At 71.3% G+C, this 17,993-nt stretch carries 12 protein-coding genes and 2 pseudogenes; 5 read left to right on the top strand and 9 right to left on the bottom strand.

Going from position 1 to position 17,993, the window contains the following annotated elements:
* Nucleotides 1-172: 172 nt before the first annotated feature.
* The 8 genes and pseudogenes from C1J01_RS53240 to C1J01_RS33295 form a co-directional block, all read right to left on the bottom strand.
* Nucleotides 173-550 carry a sensor histidine kinase gene (locus C1J01_RS53240; RefSeq protein WP_111182943.1) on the bottom strand — a complete coding sequence of 126 codons (378 nt, stop codon included), beginning with the start codon at nucleotides 548-550 and terminating at the stop codon, nucleotides 173-175.
* 61 nt (nucleotides 551-611) lie between these two features.
* A pseudogene (locus C1J01_RS53825) lies at nucleotides 612-911 on the bottom strand (HAMP domain-containing protein); the annotation flags it as partial.
* Nucleotides 911-1,123: a helix-turn-helix domain-containing protein gene (locus C1J01_RS33320; RefSeq protein ID WP_111182942.1), complete on the bottom strand. Its 213-nt coding sequence runs from the start codon at nucleotides 1,121-1,123 to the stop codon at nucleotides 911-913. The gene C1J01_RS33320 and the pseudogene C1J01_RS53825, both read right to left, overlap by 1 nt.
* 124 nt (nucleotides 1,124-1,247) lie before the next feature.
* On the bottom strand, nucleotides 1,248-2,009 hold the full coding sequence (locus C1J01_RS33315; protein WP_111182941.1) for an SDR family NAD(P)-dependent oxidoreductase: 762 nt from the start codon (nucleotides 2,007-2,009) through the stop codon (nucleotides 1,248-1,250).
* 31 nt (nucleotides 2,010-2,040) lie between these two features.
* Nucleotides 2,041-4,614, bottom strand: coding sequence for an alpha-L-rhamnosidase (locus C1J01_RS33310; protein WP_181449095.1), 2,574 nt, complete (start codon nucleotides 4,612-4,614; stop codon nucleotides 2,041-2,043).
* 1 nt (nucleotide 4,615) lies between these two features.
* Nucleotides 4,616-5,443 (bottom strand): carbohydrate ABC transporter permease, encoded by an 828-nt coding sequence (locus C1J01_RS33305; RefSeq protein ID WP_111182940.1) that lies wholly within the window; start codon nucleotides 5,441-5,443, stop codon nucleotides 4,616-4,618.
* Nucleotides 5,440-6,375: a carbohydrate ABC transporter permease gene (locus tag C1J01_RS33300; protein WP_220040224.1), complete on the bottom strand. Its 936-nt coding sequence runs from the start codon at nucleotides 6,373-6,375 to the stop codon at nucleotides 5,440-5,442. Before C1J01_RS33300 ends, C1J01_RS33305 begins: the two co-directional genes overlap by 4 nt.
* The gene (locus C1J01_RS33295) at nucleotides 6,372-7,673 is read right to left on the bottom strand and encodes an ABC transporter substrate-binding protein (protein WP_220040223.1); all 1,302 of its coding nucleotides are present in this window, start codon (nucleotides 7,671-7,673) and stop codon (nucleotides 6,372-6,374) included. Before C1J01_RS33295 ends, C1J01_RS33300 begins: the two co-directional genes overlap by 4 nt.
* A gap of 209 nt (nucleotides 7,674-7,882) precedes the next feature.
* Between C1J01_RS33295 and C1J01_RS33290 the strand changes: the two genes are divergently transcribed.
* Together C1J01_RS33290 and C1J01_RS33285 are read left to right on the top strand one after the other, a co-directional pair.
* The gene (locus tag C1J01_RS33290; RefSeq protein WP_111182938.1) at nucleotides 7,883-8,899 is read left to right on the top strand and encodes a LacI family DNA-binding transcriptional regulator; all 1,017 of its coding nucleotides are present in this window, start codon (nucleotides 7,883-7,885) and stop codon (nucleotides 8,897-8,899) included.
* Nucleotides 8,900-9,025: 126 nt separating this feature from the next.
* Nucleotides 9,026-11,298: pseudogene (locus tag C1J01_RS33285) on the top strand (HelD family protein).
* A 53-nt stretch (nucleotides 11,299-11,351) separates the two neighbouring features.
* Here the strand turns inward: C1J01_RS33285 and C1J01_RS33280 are convergent.
* Complete coding sequence (locus tag C1J01_RS33280) at nucleotides 11,352-11,828, bottom strand: MarR family winged helix-turn-helix transcriptional regulator (RefSeq protein ID WP_235854836.1); 477 nt, start codon at nucleotides 11,826-11,828, stop codon at nucleotides 11,352-11,354.
* A gap of 96 nt (nucleotides 11,829-11,924) precedes the next feature.
* On the opposite strand from C1J01_RS33280, the gene C1J01_RS33275 reads away from it, so the two are divergent.
* The 3 genes from C1J01_RS33275 to C1J01_RS33260 form a co-directional block, all read left to right on the top strand.
* A complete protein-coding gene (locus C1J01_RS33275; RefSeq protein WP_111182937.1) occupies nucleotides 11,925-15,188 on the top strand; it encodes an efflux RND transporter permease subunit in 3,264 nt (1,087 codons plus the stop codon).
* Nucleotides 15,094-16,800, top strand: coding sequence for a recombinase family protein (locus C1J01_RS33270; protein WP_146615814.1), 1,707 nt, complete (start codon nucleotides 15,094-15,096; stop codon nucleotides 16,798-16,800). The genes C1J01_RS33275 and C1J01_RS33270 overlap by 95 nt, the downstream gene beginning before the upstream one ends.
* 576 nt (nucleotides 16,801-17,376) lie before the next feature.
* On the top strand, nucleotides 17,377-17,993 hold a 617-nt coding region (locus C1J01_RS33260; protein ID WP_220040222.1), incomplete at its 3' end, for a hypothetical protein.

The following is a 17,993-nucleotide window of genomic DNA, read 5'->3' as shown; positions in this document are numbered from 1 at the left end:
ATGTGTATAAGGGACAGGCGGTCCCCGCCGCGAACAGCACGGCCACCCCCGTGGCCACCCGCGCCCGCCACACCCGGCGGCCCCGTACGGGCGCCGCCGTCTCCGCCTTCTCACGAACCAGCACGAAGCTCCACGGTAAGCCTCCTTTCTGAGAAGCGGATGAAGAGCGGGATCAGCACGCCTCGCTGCGCCGCCGCACGTTCCCGCAGGGTGCCGCCACGGCGCGCGGCAGCCGGAGGACGAACCGGGCCCCCGCAGGGGAGTCCTCGACCCGCAGCGTCCCCCGGTGCGCTTCGGCGATCTCCCGCGAGATCGCCAGGCCGAGCCCGCTGCCGGAGGGGTCGCGGCGGCGTGCCTCCGGCAGGCGGGTGAAGCGCTCGAAGACGCGCTCGCGGTCCTGCGGCGCGATGCCGGTCCCGTCGTCGGTCACGCTCAGCACCGCCTGGCCGCCGGCGTGGGCGACGGTGAGCTCGACGTGGGTCCGCGCGTGCCGCGGCCACCTGGCTCGCCAGGGCGCCCAGGTCCAGGTGCTCGGGCGGCACCGGGTCACCTCTCCTGAGCTGGGCGAGCACGAGCAGGTCGTCGACGATCGCCTCCAGCCGGTCGGCGGACGACAGCGCCCTGCGGTACGTCAGGACCGGATCGCCCGCGCCGGGCTCCGCGAGCGCGTCCTCCAGGATCGCCCGCAGTCCGGCGATGGGCCCGCGCAGCTCGTGGGCGGCGTCGTAGGCGAACCGGCGCTGCTGGGTGACGGCGCGCTCCACACGGGAGAGCATCTCGTTGAGCGCGCGGGCGAGCCGGGCGATCTCGTCGTCGCCCGGCGGCACCGGCACCCGCAGGTTCAGGGTGCGGCCGCCGATCTGGCGTATCCGTGCCCGGATGGCCTCCACCGGGTGCAGGGTGCAGCCCATCACCGAGGCGACCGCCCGGGGCGCGACGGGTTGCGGTGCCTGCCCTGCTCCAGCCGGGAGTAGTAGTCGGTGCTGACGGAGGCCAGCCTGGCCACCTCCACCCGCCGCAGCCCGCGTCTGCCGCGGCGGCCCAGTGGTCTCAGCCCGACGTCCTCAGCATGTACCGCTTCGCGGTGGGCGCGAAGAAAGTCCCCAAGCTGATTGTCGTCCATAAAGACACGTTATGACCGCATATATACGGTTAATTCTGTTTTGTCCGACATGCGATACCTAGACATGACGTGCAATAAATCGCGGCCCCGAGTGAATCTACAATGTAAAGGCATCGGCTCGCGGCTAGTGGACGGAGAAGCCGCCGTCCACGAAGAGCATCTGCCCGGTGACGAACGCCGACGCGTCGCTCGCCAGGAACACCGCAGCGCCCGCGAAATCCTCCGGCACGCCGTTGCGCTTGGTCATGTGCCGGGCGGCCATCGCCTCGACCCGGCCGGGCACGGCCTGCGCGGGCGCGGTCAGCGGCGTGAGCACGAACCCGGGCATGATCGTGTTGACGCACACCCCACGGGCCGACCACGCCTCGGCCTGCGACCGGGTCAGCCCGGCGACGGCCGCCTTGGCGACGCCGTAGGCGCCGCTGTCGCCGAACGCGCTGATCGACTGCTGCGAGCCGACGTTGATGATGCGGCCCCACCCGCGCGCCGCCATCCGGGGCCCGTGGTGCCGCCCCAGCAGGTACGGCGCCGTCAGGTTCACCGCCAGCGTGCGCTCGTAGTCGTCGGCGGTGAGCTGGGCCATCGGCTTGCGGATGTTGTTGCCGGCGTCGTTGACCAGGATGTCCACCTCGCCGGCCGTCTCGCACACCCGCCGGACGTCGTCGCGCACGCCGAGGTCGGCGCTGATCCACGAGGCGGTGACGCCGTGCCCGCGCAGCCGGGCCACCGCCTCGTCGAGCGCGGCCGGCCGGCGGGCGACCAGCACGACCCCGGCGCCGGCCCGGCCGATCGCCTCGGCCATGGCGTAGCCGATGCCGGAGCTGCCCCCGGTCACCAGGGCGCGCCGGCCCCTCAGGGAGAACAGTTCAGACAGATACTCCGACATGGCCCGCCAACGTAGCACCCACCGGCGGCGGCTAGATCGGCACGGTGAAGGTGTGGGTGCCGGAGCCGACCTCCGTGGCGGGCCCGCCGGAGAACGGCAGGTCCACCTCGGCCACCGTCCCCGGCGGGACGGTGGCGGTGAGGGTGAAGGTGTCCCCGGAACGGCTCCACGCCACCGACGCCGTCCCGTACGGCGTGCGCAGCTCGGCCGAGGCGTGCGTGAGGTCGCCCCCGGGCCGGGGCGCGATGCGCAGCCGGCGGTAGCCGGGCGCGGCCGGGGCCAGCCCGGCGACGGTGCGGTGCAGGAAGTCGGCGACCGCGCCGAGCGCGTAGTGGTTGAACGACGTCATCTCGCCCGGGTTGACGCCGCCGTCCGGCAGCAGGCTGTCCCAGCGTTCCCAGATGGTGGTCGCCCCCATGGTGACCGGGTACAGCCACGACGGGCACTCGCGCTGCAGCAGCAGCCGGTAGGCGGTGTCGTACGCGCCCGCCCCGGCCAGCGCGTCCATGACGAGCGGGGTGCCGACGAAGCCGGTGCCGATGCGGTGGTCGTCGTGGGCGACCAGCTCGGCCAGCCGGCGCCCAGCCCGCTCGCGCTGCTCCGGCTTGTCCAGCAGGCCGAACTCCAGCGCCAGGGCGTAGGCGGTCTGGGTGTCGCAGGCCAACCGCCCCGACGGCGTGACGAACTCGCCCCGGAACGCCTCCCGCACCGCCGAGGCGAGCGCCGCGTACCGCTCGGCGTCGTCGTCGCGGCCCAGCACGCGCGCGGCCTCGGAGACGAGGTGCGCGGTCCAGGCGTGGTAGGCCGTGGCGACGAGCGCCGGATCCGTGCGCGCCTTGCCCGGCCGGTCCGGCGGCGCGGCCGGGTCGAGCCAGTCACCGAACTGGAAACCGGTGTCCCACAGATGCGACTCGCCGGCGAGCGCCGCGATCTCGTCCACCCAGGCGGTCATGGAGGCGTACTGCGCCCGCAGGATCCCGGGGTCGCCGAAACGCTGGTAGAGCACCCACGGCACGATCACCGCGGCGTCGCCCCACGCGGCGGCCGGCACGGGGTCGCGGTCGAGGATGCCGACCCACGGCACGTAGAACGGCACGGTGCCGTACGCGGCCTGCTCGGCCGACAGGTCGGCCAGCCAGGACGCCAGCGGGCCGGCGCAGTCGTACAGGAAGGACGCGGTGGGGGCGAAGACCTGGATGTCGCCCGTCCAGCCGAGCCGCTCGTCGCGCTGCGGGCAGTCGGTGGGCACGTCGGCGAAGTTGCCGCGCATGCTCCACACGGCGTTGTCGTGCAGGCGGTTGAGCAGCGGGTCGGAGCTGGTGAACGTGCCGGTGGGGGCCATGTCGGTGTGGCAGACGACCGCCCGCACGTCGGCAGGGTCGAACGGGCCGGGCCAGCCGGTGATCTCGGCGTAGCGGAAGCCGTGCAGGGTGAAGCGCGGCTCCCACTCCTCGGGCTCGGCGTCGCCGCGCAGCGTGTACCGGTCGAGGGCGTCGGCCCGGCGCAGCGGCCGCAGGGCCAGGGCGCCGTCCTCGAGCACCTCGGCGTGGCGCAGCGTGACGGTCCGCCCGGCGGGGCCCTGGACGCGGATGCGCAGGCGGCCGGCGATGTTCTGGCCGAAGTCGACGATGGTCTCGCCGCCGGGGCCGGTCAGCACCTCCACGGGCTCGAGCGTCTCCACCCGCCGCACCGGCGGCCCCGTGGGGGCGACCAGCAGGGCAGGGTCGTGGTCGAGCACGTCGGCGGGATGCCACCCGGTGTCGTCGAAACCCGTCTGGGACCAGCCGGCGGGCAGCAGCCGGGCGTCGTGCTTCTCGCCGTCGTACAGGCTCGCGGCCGTGACCGGGCCGCGGGCGCAGCGCCAGTCGCCGTCGGTGACGATCACGTCGGTGCCGCCGTCGGCGTAGGTGACCTCCAGCTGCGCGATCAGCGCCGTACGGTCGCCGTAGACGCCGGTGACGCCGCCGTTGAAGCCGAGCCGGCCGCGCCACCAGCCGTCGGCGAGGGTGGCGCCGATGGCGTTGCCGCCCTCGCGCAGCAGGGCCGTCACGTCGTGGGTGCGGTAGCGCAGGCGGTGGTGGTAGCTCGTCCAGCCGGGCGCGAGCACCTCGTCGCCGACGACCCGGCCGTTGATCTCGGTCTCGTGCACGCCGTGCGCGGTGACGTACAGACGGGCGGAGACGACCGGGCCCCGCAGGGTGAACTCGCGCCGCAGCAGCAGCGCCGGGCCGTCGGGCGGCCCGAGCAGCTCCACCGGCGGCGCGGCGGCCCGGGCCCGCCACCCGGACGGCTCCAGGATGCCGGCCTCGGCCCACGACCAGGGGCTCCAGTCGCTGACCGAGCCGTCGGCGCCGTGCACCCGCACCCGCGCCCCGCGCCGCTCCCGCGCCGCCAGCGGCGTTCCCGGCCAGGCGACGAGCACGGACTCGCCGGACTCGACGCGCCCGGTGGCGGTGCCGTCGCTGAGCTCGATCTCGTAGGCGGCCTGCCGCCAGCCGGGCGGGCCGGCGCTGACGACCCATGACAGCCGCGGCTCGGGTTCGCCGATGCCGAGCGCGTCGCGGTGGTGTTCGAAGGTGACCGGTTCGACGGTGAGAAGCGTCATGTCATCCCTTGATTGCTCCGGCGGTCATGCCGGCGACGATCTTGCGGTTGAAGAAGACGAACAGCACCAGCGGCGGGATCGTGATCAGGACGATGTCCATGAACAGCAGGTTCCACTGGGTGCTGTACTGGCTCTGGAAGTTGTAGAGGGTGACCTGCACGGTGGCGTTGTCGTCGCCGGGCAGGAAGTACAGCGGGTTGACGAAGTCGTTGAAGACGGTGACCGAGCTGGTCAGGATGACGGTGATGGTGACCGGCCGCAGCAGCGGGAAGATCACCCGGAAGAACAGCCGCAGCCCGCTGCACCCGTCGATCATGGCGGCCTCGTCCAGCTCGCGCGGGATGGCCGCGATGAACGCCCGGAACAGCAGCACCGCGTACGACAGGTTGAAGGCCACCTCGACCAGGATCAGCCCCGGCATGGTCTTGAACAGGCCGAGCGCCTGCAGCAGCCAGATCGTGGGCACGATCGCCGGCGGGATGATCAGACCCGACAGCACCAGGAAGTCGGCCAGCGTCCCGACCCGGCCGGCGCGCCGCTGCAGCACGAACGCGGCCATGGCGCCGAAGACGACGATCAGCGCGACCGAGCCGACGGTGAGGATCGTGGAGTTGACGTACGCGCGCAGCAGCACGTAGTCGCGCGCCTGGATGACGGCCGTGAAGTTCTCCACGATCGGCCAGCTGGTCGGCCAGGCGAAGTCGAGGTCCTGCGCCTGCGACTCGTCCTTGACCGCGGTCAGCAGCATGAACGAGAACGGCACCAGGAAGACCACGGTGGCCACGACGAGGGCGACCAGCTCGCCGCCGGTCCTGCGCAAGGCTCTCATGGCGTTGCCTGCCTCCTGCCGAGGAACCAGTTGAGCGGGACGACGATGGCCGTGACGACGACGAACAGGATGACGTTGCCGGCGGTGGACAGCCCGAAGAAGCCGGCCTGGTACTGCTTGTAGATGATCGAGGCGATGGTGTCGCTGGTGAAGCCGGGCCCGCCGCGGGTCATCGTCCAGATGAGGTCGAACGACCGCAGGCCGCCGATGAACGACAGGATGATCACCGAGTAGGTGGCCGGCCAGCTCAGCGGCATGGTCACGTGCCGGAAGCGGTGCCAGGCGCCGCCCCCGTCGACGGCGACGGCCTGGTAGTACTCCTGTGGGATGGACAGGATGCCGGCGATGTAGATCACGGTGGCGATGCCGACGCCCTTCCACACGTCCACGATGGCCACCGACAGCAGCGCGGTGGTGGCGTCGCCGAGCCAGTCGGGCCCGTCGACGCCGACCAGCGCGAGCGCCCGGTTGACCAGCCCCGTGTCGGGCCGCAGCAGCGCGGTGAAGGTGAAGCCGACCGCCACGGTGGAGACCAGCACGGGGAAGAAGACGACCGAGCGCAGGAACCCGCGCAGCCGCAGCCTCGAGGTGAGCAGCACGCCGAGCAGCAGCCCCAGCACCACCTTCAGGCCGCTGGTGACGACCGCGTAGATGAGGGTGTTGGTGAAGCCGATGCGCAGGTTCTGCTCGGCGAAGAAGTCGCGGAAGTTCTGCAGGCCGACGAACTCGCTGTCGAACAACGTCCAGCGGGTCAGGGCGAAGTAGAACGCCATCACCGTCGGCACGGCGAAGATCACCACGTAGACGATCGCGGCCGGCAGGTACAGGACGTACGGGTAGGCCGAGCGCTGCCGTCCGCGCGCGGTGCGGTCGCGCCGGCGATCGGGTGCGCGGCCGGGCCCCGTGCGGGGCCCGGCGTCCTGCCGGGTCACCACCCCGCGAGCCCCAGCTGCCTGGCCTGCTTCTCGACGTCCTGGTCGTACTGGGCGGCGGCCTCGGCGGGCGGCGTCAGGCCCGAGCCGACGGCGACGGTGATCTGCTCCAGCGACGGCCCCTTGACGGGGGAGAGGAACTCCAGGGCGGGCGCGGTGGCGCCGTCATCGATGTAGGCCTGCAGGTCCTTGGCGGCCTGGATGGCGTCATCGGGCAGCGTGGCGCCCTTGATCCGGTACGGCCCCGCCGGCTGGACGACCTTGGTGATGGCGTCGGCGGCGGCCGGGGTGGCGACGAAGGCCAGGAACTTCTTGGCGGCCTCCAGGTTCTCGGTGTTCTTGGGGATGTAGAGCGCCCCCGGCTCCCAGATCGTCGCGCCGCGCTTGGCCGCGTCGGTGCCGGGGATGCCGAAGAAGCCGATGTCGGTGGCAGCCTGCGGCGTCTCGCTCACCATCGGCGGCAGCTGGGCGCTGAGCATCGGGTAGTGCGCGCCCTTCCCCTCGACCAGCAGTTTCATGCCCTGGTCGACGGTGGCCGAGCCGAAGCCCTCGTTCAGGTGGCCCTTGGCGTGCACCTCGGCGAGGTGCTCGAACCCGGCCCTGGCCGCGGGCGTGGTGGCGAACTTGGCCTTGTTCGCGGTGTAGTCCTGGGCGAAGGTCGGCGCTGCGGCCTGGACGTTGTAGAAGTCGCCGAGCACGAACAGCTGCGAGGTCCAGGTCTCCCTGAACGTGGCGATGACGGGGGCGATCCCGGCCGCCTTGATCTTGTCGTTGTTGGCCATGAACTCCGCCCAGGTCTTGGGCGGTTGCAGGCCGAGCTGCTCGTAGACCTTGCGGTTGTAGAGGATGCCGCCGCCCATGGCGCTGCCGGCCGGGACGCCGTACGCCTTGCCGCCCTGGGAGACGACGGTCAGGAAGTCCTCCTGCACGTTGGCGAGCACGGGGTCGCCGGTGAGGTCGACCAGGGTCTGGGCGGGGTTGAGCGCCTGGAGGAGCGAGCCGGAGTTGTACCAGAACACATCCGACATGTCGCCCGTTGAGAGGCGGGTCTTGACGATGTTGTCGCCCTCGCTGCCGCCGGGCCGCGTCTCCGTCTCGATGGTGATGTCGGGGTTGGCCTGCATGAACGCGTCCGTCAGCGCCTTGGCCGTGTCGAGGGAGGCAGGGCTGTTGTCGACGAGGAAGGACAGCATCGTGGTGCCGTCCGCGGCCGGCTCGGAGCCGGATCCGCAGGAGGTCAGGGCGGTGGTCGTGGCGACGGCCAGCGCCGCCGCGAGCATGCGATGAGAGGTCTTCACGACACCCCTCCGGGTCCGGTTGAAACGTTTTAAGAGCCCCCGGTGCTAGTTAACGTAAGTGTTGCCGTACTGACCCGTCAAGGCTAGGAATGGGGAACGATTCCCAACCGTGATCCAGCCCTTGTGCGGTGTTCTGCCATGCCGATTTGGGTAACGTTACCCACGCGTTCGCGCCGGTCCGAGCGCGTTCTCCCGGAGAGGCAGGGGCGATGAGCACGCGGCAGCGGCGGCGCGTGACGATCGCCGACGTGGCGCGCCAGGCGGGGGTCTCCACCACGGCGGTGTCGAAGGTGTTGCGCAGCGCCTACGGCGTCAGCCCCGCGACGCGCGACCGGGTCAGGGCGGCGATCGACGAGCTCGGCTACCGGCCGCGCGCGGCGGCCCGCGGGATGCGCGGGCGCACGTACACGATCGGGGTGTTGCTCCCCGACCTGCGCAACCCGTTCTTCCCCGACATCCTCGACGGCCTGTACGAGCAGCTCGCCGCCACCGATTACCAGGCGATCATCGTGACCGGCGGGCCGGACGCCAAGGCCGAGTCGCGGGCGATCGACGCGCTGGTGGACCGGCAGGTCGATGGCCTGCTCATGGTGGCGCCGCGGGTGGCGCGGGCCCGGCTGGAGGAGGTGGCGGGCCAGGTCCCGTCGGTGGTGCTGGGCCTGCACGAGAAGTCGGCGCGTTACGACACGGTGCTCGACGACGACGAGGTCGGCGCCGAGCTCGTGGTGCGTCATCTGATCGGCCTCGGTCACCGCCGCGTCGCGCACATCGGCCGGCGCGCCGTGGGGCGCGAGATCAGGGCGGCCACGTACGCGCGGGTGATGCGCGAGCACGGCCTGGAGGAAGAGGTCGCGGTGGCGATGACCTCCTGCAGCGAGGAGGGCGGCCACGAGGGGGCGCGTGAGCTGCCGGCCCGGTCGCCGTGCCCGACCGCGATCTTCGCGGGCGCCGACCAGGCGGCGTTCGGCGCGCTGAGGGCGCTGCACGAGGCGGGCCTCGCGGTGCCAGCGGACGTGTCGCCGGCCGGCTACGACAACACGCGTCTCGCGGCGTTGTCGCAGATCTCGCTCACCAGCGTCGACCAGGACGGCGCCGTGATGGGCCGCACGGCGGGCCGGCTGCTGCTGGAACGCGTGGAGGGCAGGACGACCGCGGTGCGATTCTTGGTGACGCCGGCGCTGGTGCCCCGCCGCTCGACCGCCCCGCCGCCCGATGACGTGAACTGACGCCGGATTCCTGACCTGGCGGTCCTGACGCGGGGGTTTGCGCGCGAGGGCAGGAGGGGAGTACTCTCGAACGCCCTCATCGTGAGGCGGCCTTCACAGACCTCCTCGTTAGGAGTATACCACGGAATGGCTAATCGGCAAGATGGTCTCGCGGAAGCCCTTGACAGCGAGCAGCGCACCGTGTCGTCGCTCTACGACCTGCTCGACGCCGCGCGGGAGCGGGCCGAGCGCTCCCTGCGCCAGGTCTACGCCGGCGGGGCCACGGTGGCGAGCCGCCAGGCGCGGGTCGAGCGCGAGGTGTCGGCGGGCGAGCAGGCGCGGCGGCTGGCGCAGCTCAACGCGGTCGAGCGGGGGCTGTGCTTCGGCCGCATCGACCACGCCTCCGGGCCGAGCGTCTACATCGGCCGGATCGGGCTGCGCGACGAGCACCACGAGTCGGTGCTGATCGACTGGCGGGCGCCGGCGGCGCGGCCGTTCTACGTGGCCACGGCGACCGACCCGGGCGGGCTGGTGCGCCGCCGCCATCTGCACCTGAAGGACCGGCGCGTGGTCGGCATCGACGACGAGGTGTTCGACCTCGACGGGATGAGCGAGGGCGACCGGCGCTCGCTGGTGGGCGAGGCCGCGCTGCTGGCGGCGCTGCGCCGGGGCCGTACGGGGCGGATGGGCGACGTGGTGGCCACCATCCAGACCGAGCAGGACCGGGTGATCCGCTCCTCGCTGCAGGGCGCGCTGGTGGTGCAGGGCGGGCCGGGCACCGGCAAGACGGTGGCGGCGCTGCACCGGGCGGCGTACCTGCTCTACACCCACCGCGACACGCTGGAGCGGCGCGGCGTGCTGGTGGTGGGGCCCAACGCGATGTTCCTGCGCTACATCGGCCAGGTGCTGCCGGCGCTGGGCGAGACGCAGGTGGTGATGACCACGGTGGGCGAGATGTTCCCGGGGGTGCGGGCGGTGGCGGAGGACGCCCCGGCCGCGGCGATGGTCAAGGGCGACCCGCGGATGTCCGAGGTGGTCGCCGGGGCGGTGCGGGAGCGCCAGCGGGTGCCCGACGGCGAGCTCGTCGTGGAGCTGGACGGGCTGCGGCTGCGGGTGCCGCACGAGACGTGCGCGCGGCTGCGCGAGCGGGCGCGGGCGGTGCGGCTGCCGCACAACATGGCCCGCAAGCTGTACGTCACCGAGATCCTCAAGGAGCTGGCCAGGGCCGAGGCGCGGGCGCTGGAGGAGTCGCTGCACATCGAGGAGCTGGAGGTGGACGACCCCGAGCTGACCGAGCCGCTCGACCTGGAGGGCGACCTCGACGATCTGGACATCGAGCTGGCCTCGCGGCGGCTGTGGGAGGAGCCGGAGGTGCGGCGCGCGGTCGACGGGTTGTGGCCGGAGCTGACGCCGCAGCGGCTGGTCTCGGAACTGCTGGCCTCGCCGCGGACGCTCGCCGCGGTGGCGCCGCCGGGGCTGGCCTGGCGTGAGCTGGTGCGCCCGGTGGACGCCCCCTGGACGGTGGGCGACGTGCCGCTGCTGGACGAGGCGGCCGAGCTGCTCGGCGAGGACGACTCGGCGCGCCGGGTGGCCGCCCGGCTGGCGGGGGAGGAGCAGGCCGAGCGGGAGCTGTACGCGCGTGAGGTGCTGACCTCGACGGGCGTGGCCGAGCAGGGCGTCTTCGAACGGGCCGACGTGCTGGCCGATCGGCACGCCGACGACGGCGCCGGGCTGACCACGGCCGACCGGCGGCGGCCGACCGCACGTGGGCGTACGGGCACGTGATCGTGGACGAGGCGCAGGAGTTGTCGCCGATGGCGTGGCGGATGGTGATGCGCCGGGTGCCGGCCAAGTCGCTGACCGTGGTGGGCGACCTGGCGCAGACGGGCTCGGCGGCGGGCGCGCGCTCGTGGGGGGAGGTGCTGGACCCGTACCTGGAGGGGCGCTGGCGGGAGGAGCGGCTGCTGGTCAACTACCGCACCCCGGCGGAGATCATGCGGGTGGCGGCCGACGTGCTGCGCGCGTTCGCGCCGGAGCAGGAGCCCCCGGTGTCGGTGCGCGACGGCGAGGCGGAGCCGCGGGCGGTGCGCCTGCCGGTGTCCGGGCTGCCGGAGCTGGTGGCGCGGGAGCTGGCGGAGATCGGCGAGGGCCGGCTCGGGGTGGTGACGCCGGACGCGCGCCGCGCGGAGGTGGCCCGGCTGTTCCCGGACGGCGACCTGGACGCGCCGGTGGTGGTGCTGACGGTGACGCAGGCCAAGGGGCTGGAGTTCGACGCGGTCGTGGTGGTGGACCCGGCGGGCATCCTGGCCCAGTCGGCGCAGGGCGGCCGTGACCTGTACGTGGCGGTGACGCGGGCGACGCGGCGGCTGACGGTGGTCCACGAGGGCGAGCTGCCGCCGGTGCTGTCCCGCCTCGGTTAATAAATCTACAATGTAAAGGCGCCGGACCGGGACGATGATCATCGTCCCGGTGTTCAGGAACCCTTCAGCGAGGGGGAATCCGCCTGGGCGAGGTCCTCGGCCACGGCCCGCACGGTGCGGGTGACGTGGTCGAGGGCGCGCAGGGTCTCGGTGTCGAGGTGGTCCATGATGCGGCGGTAGTGCTCGATGCCGGTGTCGTTGATCTCCTCCATGAGGGCGACGCCGTCCGGCGTGAGCTCGACGCGGCGCACGCGGCGGTCGTGCGGGTCCTCGTGCCGGCGGACGAGGCCCTGGGTGACCAGGCGGTCGACGATGCCGGTGACGGTGCCGAGCCCCACGCCGAGCCCGTGGGCGAGGTCCTGTCCGGAGGCGGAGCCGTTCACCGCCAGGATCATGAGGACCTTGAGCTGCCTCATGGTGAGGTGGGAGCGGAACAGGGGAGACGGGTGCCGGGCCAGCAGCCGCCCCAGATCCCGCTGGGTCTCGGTGATCCGGCGGATCAGGTCTTCGCGTTCGTCGTTCACGCTCACCTCTCGCTTCCTGAGAAGGTTATCAGGATGTCTTGAGGCGTCTAAATATTCGTATTAGGCGAAGTGTTAGTCTTGGGCGAACCTTGGAGGGGGCCTATGACCGCACTTGCCCGGTTGAGCCTGGTCAACCGCAGCCTTGTGATCTTGTTGGCGGTGGTGCTCAGCGCGTTCGGCGCGTTCACGATCCCGCAGCTGAAGCAGCAGTTGCTGCCGTCGTTGTCGTTTCCCGGCGCTTTCGTGATCGCCCCGTATCTCGGGGCCTCGCCCGAGATCGTGGAGGAGCAGGTCACCGAGCCTATCGAGGACTCCTTCCAGGGTCTCGACGGCATGGAGCAGATGACCTCGACCTCGCGTGAGGGCATGGCTCAGATCCAGGTGGCCTTCGAGTACGGCACCGACATCGACGCCGCGCTGAACGAGATGCAGCAGGCCGTCGGCCGGCTGCAGCTGCCGGACGGGGTCGACCCGCAGGTGGTGGCGGGCAGCACCGACGACCTCCCGGTGATGGTGCTGGCGGTGGGCGACGGCGGCGACGAGCGGGCCATGGCCGACAAGCTGCGCCAGATCGTGGTGCCGGAGCTGCAGAGCGTGGAGGGCGTGCGGGAGGCGTCGGTCACGGGCACCCGCGACGAGGTCGTCACGATCGAGCCGGACGCGGGGAAGATGGCGCTGGCGGGGGTGTCGGCGGCGCAGATCCCGGAGGTGCTGCGGGCCAACGGCACGCCGGTGCCGGCGGGCACGCTGATCTCGGCCGAGAAGTCGCTGACGGTGCAGGTCGGCGCGCGGGTCGACACCCTGAGCAAGCTGAAGAACCTGTACCTGACGCCCGCCCCGCAGGCGGCCGTGCCGCAGCAGGCCCGCCCGCAGACCGGCCAGCCGGGCCAGCCTCAGGCCGGTCAGGCGCAGGCAGGCCAGCCGGGTCAGCCGGGTCAGCCCGTGCCGGGGCAGGCCGCGCCGCGGGCCCCGAAGCCGGTCAAGCTGGGTGACGTCGCGACGATCACCCGCGGGCTGGCCGATCCGACGACGATCACCCGTACGGACGGCACGACGAGCCTCGGCGTGTCGGTGACGATGGTGCCCGACGGCAACGCGGTGGCGATCTCGCACGAGATCCGCGAGAAGCTGCCCGACCTGACCAAGACGCTGGGCGACTCCTCGGACACGGCGGTGTCGGTGGTGTTCGACCAGGCGCCGTACGTGGAGCAGTCGATCGAGAGCCTGACCACCGAGGGCGTGCTGGGCCTGGTGTTCGCGGTCCTGGTCATCCTGGTGTTCCTGCTGTCGGTGCGGTCGACGCTGGTGACGGCGGTGTCGATCCCCCTGTCGGTGGTGATCGCGCTGATCGTGCTGTGGGCGGGCGACTACTCGCTCAACATGTTGACGCTGGGCGCGCTGACGATCGCCGTGGGCCGCGTCGTGGACGACTCGATCGTGGTGCTGGAGAACATCAAACGGCATCTGGAATACGGCGAGGCCAAGATGCAGGCGATCCTGACCGCCGTGCGGGAGGTGTCGGGCGCGGTGACCGCGTCGACGCTGACGACGGTGGCGGTGTTCCTGCCGATCGCGCTGGTGGGCGGCATGGTGGGCGAGCTGTTCAGCCCGTTCGCCATCACGGTGACGGTGGCGCTGCTGGCCTCGCTGGTGGTGTCGCTGACGGTGGTGCCGGTGCTGGCGTTCTGGTTCCTGAAGGCGCCGGTGCTGACGCCGGAGGAGGCGCGGCGCCGGCGCGAGGAGGCCGAGGCCAAGGAACGGCGCTCGCCGCTGCAGCGGGCGTACCTGCCGGTGCTGCGGTTCGCCACGCGGTTCAAGCTGGTGACGGTGCTGATCGGGGTGGCGGTGTTCGTCGCCACGATGGGCATCGCGGGCAGCCTGCAGACCAACTTCCTGGACGCCGCCGGGCAGAACACGCTGTCGCTGACGCAGCGCATGCCGGTCGGCACCGATCTGGAGACCACCGACAAGGCCGCCAAGAAGGTCGAGGACGTGCTGGCCGACCTGGACAGCGTCGAGACGTACCAGGTGAACGTCGGCGGCGGCAACGCCCTGCAGGGCGGGGGCGGCGGCAGCTCCGACCGGGCGTCGTTCTCGGTGACCCTCAAGGCGGACGCCGACGCCGTCCAGGCCGAGCAGGAGCTGCGCGAACGGGTCGGGGACCTGTCCGGGGCCGGCGAGGTGACCGTGGGCGGGGCCGGCGGCGCCGGGTTCGCCGCGGACACCATCGACGTGATCGTGCAGGCGCCGGAGACCGAGGCGCTGCGCGAGGCCACCGACGCGGTCGAGTCCGCGATGCGCGACGTGCCGGAGCTGCGCGACCTGTCGTCCAACCTGGAGACCAGCGCGCCGCGCGTGGAGGTCGTGGTCGATCGGCAGAAGGCCGCCGCGCGCGGGCTGTCGGAGGCGCAGGTCGGCCAGGCGGTCGCGCAGGCCTTCCGCGGCGCCCCGCTGGGCCAGATGACGCTGGACGGCCGGTCGAGCGATCTGGTGCTGCGCGGCGCGGACGCGCCGGACGACCTCGAGGCGATCGAGGACATGAAGCTGCCCACGGCCGGCGGTCTGGTGACGCTGTCGTCGGTGGCGGACGTGCGCCAGGTGGACGGCCCGACGCAGGTGACGCGGATCGACGGTGAGCGTTCGGCGACGGTGTCGGCCAAGGCGGACGCCGCCGACCTGGGCGCGGTGACGCAGCAGCTGCGCGAGAAGCTGGACGCGCTGTCGCTGGGCGCCGGCGCCTCCTACGAGATCGGCGGTGTGTCGGCCGACCAGGAGGAGGCGTTCGCGGACCTCGGCCTGGCGATGCTGGCGGCGATCGCGATCGTGTTCCTCATCATGGTGGCGACCTTCCACAGCCTCGTGCAGCCGGTGACCCTGCTGGTGTCGATCCCGTTCGCGGCGACCGGCGCGATCGGGCTGCTGGTGCTCACCGACACCGCGCTGGGCGTGCCGGCGCTGATCGGCATGCTGATGCTGATCGGCATCGTGGTGACGAACGCGATCGTGCTGATCGACCTCATCAACCAGTACCGCGACCAGGGCATGGGCGTGATCGAGGCGGTGATCGAGGGCGGCCGGCAACGGCTGCGGCCGATCCTGATGACGGCGATCGCCACGATCTGCGCGCTGACGCCGATGGCGCTGGGCGTGACCGGGCACGGCGGGTTCATCTCCCAGCCGCTGGCGATCGTGGTGATCGGCGGCCTGATCTCCTCCACGATCCTGACCCTGGTGCTGGTCCCCACCCTTGTCGTTGCTATAACTCCGAAGCGTGATCGAGGACCGCGCCACGTTGATCCCAGCCATCGCGTACGTGAGAGTGTCGATGATGCTGGAAGAGAAGATCTCGCCGGCCATCCAGCGTGACGCCATTGAGGCGTTAGCGGCCCGGCGGGGTTACTACATCCCGCCGGGCGCCTGGCCGCACGGCGGCTGGATCGAAGATCTCGACGTTTCCGGGAGGAACTTCCAACGGACGATCATGGCGGCCATCTCTCAGGTGGAGAAGGGCGCGGCCAAGGCGATCCTCGTGTGGAAGTACTCCCGGTTCGGCCGTAACCGGATGGGCAACCAGCTCAACCTCGCTCGTCTGGAGACGGCGGGTGGGGAACTGGTGTCGGCCACGGAAGAGGTGGACGCCACCACCGCGGTCGGCAAGTTCACTCGTGGCATGCTGATGGAGCTTGCCGCCTTCGAGAGTGACAGGGCGGGTGAGCAGTGGGCGGAGGCGTATCAGAACCGGCTGGCACGCGGTCTGCCGCCGATCGGCGGTGAGTACTTCGGGTATGTGCGTCGCGGCCGGCAACCTCATCCTCTTGATCCGAAGAGGACGTTGCGGGATCCCTCGGACGGCGAGGAACGCTATGAGCCCGACACGAAATCCGGTGCGGCGCAGATGCTTGCTGGATGTTACGAGACGTATGTGGGCGACCAGAATTACGCCCTGCTGGCCAGGAGGCTCAACCGGCGCGGCTTCACCACGGAGGGCGGCTTACCGTGGTCTGCCGAGACGGTCCGTCAGCTCATGGACCTGGGGTTCGCCGCAGGGCTGCTGCGCATCCATGATCCGGAGTGCAGATGCCATCGCGCGTCTCGCTGCCAGCGGAGGGTGTTTCGGCCCGGAGCGCACGAGCCCGTCATCAGCGACGAGTTGTGGAAGCGGTTCCTCAAGCTGAGAAACGCCAAGGTGACGCGGCCGTCTCACTCCATGCACCAGTTCACCGGGTTCATAGGCTGCTGGCACTGCGGCGGCGGGATGCACCTGATCCGCCAGCAGAAGGGCTTCATCTGCGGTTCGCGTGCCCGGCACGATGACGAGATCTGCGGGTCGCGGTTCGCTTCGATGCAAGCTGTGGAGGACGCGCTGCTGCAGGTGCTCGCGGCCTGGGCGCCGGAGATCGAGACTGCGGCGGAGACGTGCGAGGTTGCGCCCCAGCCTGTGCGGTTGGACAGCAACCTGGAGTGGCTCAGAAAGGAGCTGGCGCGCGTCACCACGGACCTGGATCGGCAGACGATGCAGTTCGCCAGAGGCTTGCTGCCCGAGGACTCTTACATTCGCGTCCGCGACGAGCTGCTGGCCGAGCGGGATCGGCTGCAGGATGCCTTGGAACCCGGGGAAGAGGCGGATGAGGAGCCGAAGATGGCAGCGCGTGACGCTGTCCCTGTCATGCGAGGGCTGGTCGAGGAGTGGCGAACGTTGGGGGTGCTGGATCGGCGCGCTCTGCTGATGCAGATCGTGGCCAAGCTGGAGATCGAGAAGCCGACGCACGGGCCGGCATGGCTGTGGGTGCATCCGCTGTTCGAGGCAGAGCCGAGGCGTATGCGGCTCGCGGGCCGCGCCCAGCTCGACGATGTGAAGGAAGCCGTCCTCGAGGCGATGAGGGGCAGGGGAGAGGCGTCGACGGCGGCCGGGGAGCTGCTCCGCGTTGTGCCGACCTCACGCGACCTTGGGGCGTGCTCTGAGCAAGCTGGTAGCTGAAGGTTTGCTCATGCGGGAGGGTCGGGGGCGCAATACTCGGTACCGGCTCGTGAAGCGTCCCAACATCGCCTTGGGTGCCCGTTCCGAGCTGGAGCGGGTGAGGGACGACATCGTGCGTGTGCTGGCGGGCCAAGGGGGCCTGCCTATGGGGGTTCGGGAAATCCGGTTCAGCGTGCAAGCCTCTGCTGCCATCATCGGCAGGGCGTTGGCTGCGCTCACCGCAGAGGGCTCAGTGGTCAGCGAGGGCGCGGGGAAGCGCACCCGATACCGGCTCCCGCAGCGTTGATCGCTAGCGATTCGGCGAGCGCATCCGGGGAGTGCGCCCCGGTGGGGAGCGCGTCCCCCCGTGGGTGATCGTGTGCGCGTCTGTGCTCGTCGCTGACAGCGTTTCGACGGTTTCGGGGGTCTGTGGGTGAGTCGGTGATCCGTGCATTCTGCGTCCCTCTGAGACGTTCCCGGGGGTTTTGTGGATCTTCCCCTCAGAAGTCGTTGCGGATCCGCAGCGACTCTGCAAGTCTGGTCGTCCGCACCACCCGAAACCCCGCTGACCAGCGGAAACGCCCACGAAGGAGCGGCATGGAGGCCAGGCTTTACACTCGCACCAACCCCGACACCGGGCAGATCGAGATCAAGCATTTCGAGATCGATTCCAAGGCGCAGGCGGACGGCTTCGGCCCCGTCTGGATGACTCACTTCTACGGGACCGACGCCCCGGCCGACTTCTTCGCCTCCGACGCTCCCGACCGCTACGCCGACGCCGACGCCCTGGAGATCGGCGACACGTGCTACATCCCCGACCTCGACGGCTCCCTGGAGGACTACCTGCCGTCGCTGCGCAAGGAACTCGACGCCGAAGGCTGGATCCTCCTCTCGTCGCCCGGAACCCGCTACATCGCCCGCATCACCGACGAGGGCACATGGCACACCGTCACCGGCGAGCTCGTCACCGGCACCCACCTCGTGGTCATCGCCGAGGCCGCGCCCACCTGCGACGAGGACGGCACGCCGGAGCTCGAACCCACCAACCGCGTCGCCGCCGTCATCGACACCGGCGTCCCCGCCGACGAGCCCGCCCCCTACGTGGCCGACCTCCTCGACCAGCACGGATGGCTCGTCGTCGGCGATGGCGCCGACGGCTACGACGACGCCGCCGACGACGAGTACCACGAGGTCACCCCCACCGACCCCACCAC

The organism is Nonomuraea aridisoli (genome assembly GCF_003236395.1).
Classification (GTDB): domain Bacteria; phylum Actinomycetota; class Actinomycetes; order Streptosporangiales; family Streptosporangiaceae; genus Nonomuraea; species Nonomuraea aridisoli.
This window is presented reverse-complemented; position numbering and strand designations above follow the sequence as displayed.

Excerpts from the sequence above, each read along its gene's own strand:
- C1J01_RS33320 (WP_111182942.1), bottom strand. The coding sequence starts at position 1,123 with ATGGACGACAATCAGCTTGGGGACTTTCTTCGCGCCCACCGCGAAGCG.
- C1J01_RS33315 (WP_111182941.1), bottom strand. The coding sequence starts at position 2,009 with ATGTCGGAGTATCTGTCTGAACTGTTCTCCCTGAGGGGCCGGCGCGCC.
- C1J01_RS33310 (WP_181449095.1), bottom strand. The coding sequence starts at position 4,614 with ATGACGCTTCTCACCGTCGAACCGGTCACCTTCGAACACCACCGCGAC.
- C1J01_RS33305 (WP_111182940.1), bottom strand. The coding sequence starts at position 5,443 with ATGAGAGCCTTGCGCAGGACCGGCGGCGAGCTGGTCGCCCTCGTCGTG.
- C1J01_RS33290 (WP_111182938.1), top strand. The coding sequence starts at position 7,883 with ATGAGCACGCGGCAGCGGCGGCGCGTGACGATCGCCGACGTGGCGCGC.
- C1J01_RS33275 (WP_111182937.1), top strand. The coding sequence starts at position 11,925 with ATGACCGCACTTGCCCGGTTGAGCCTGGTCAACCGCAGCCTTGTGATC.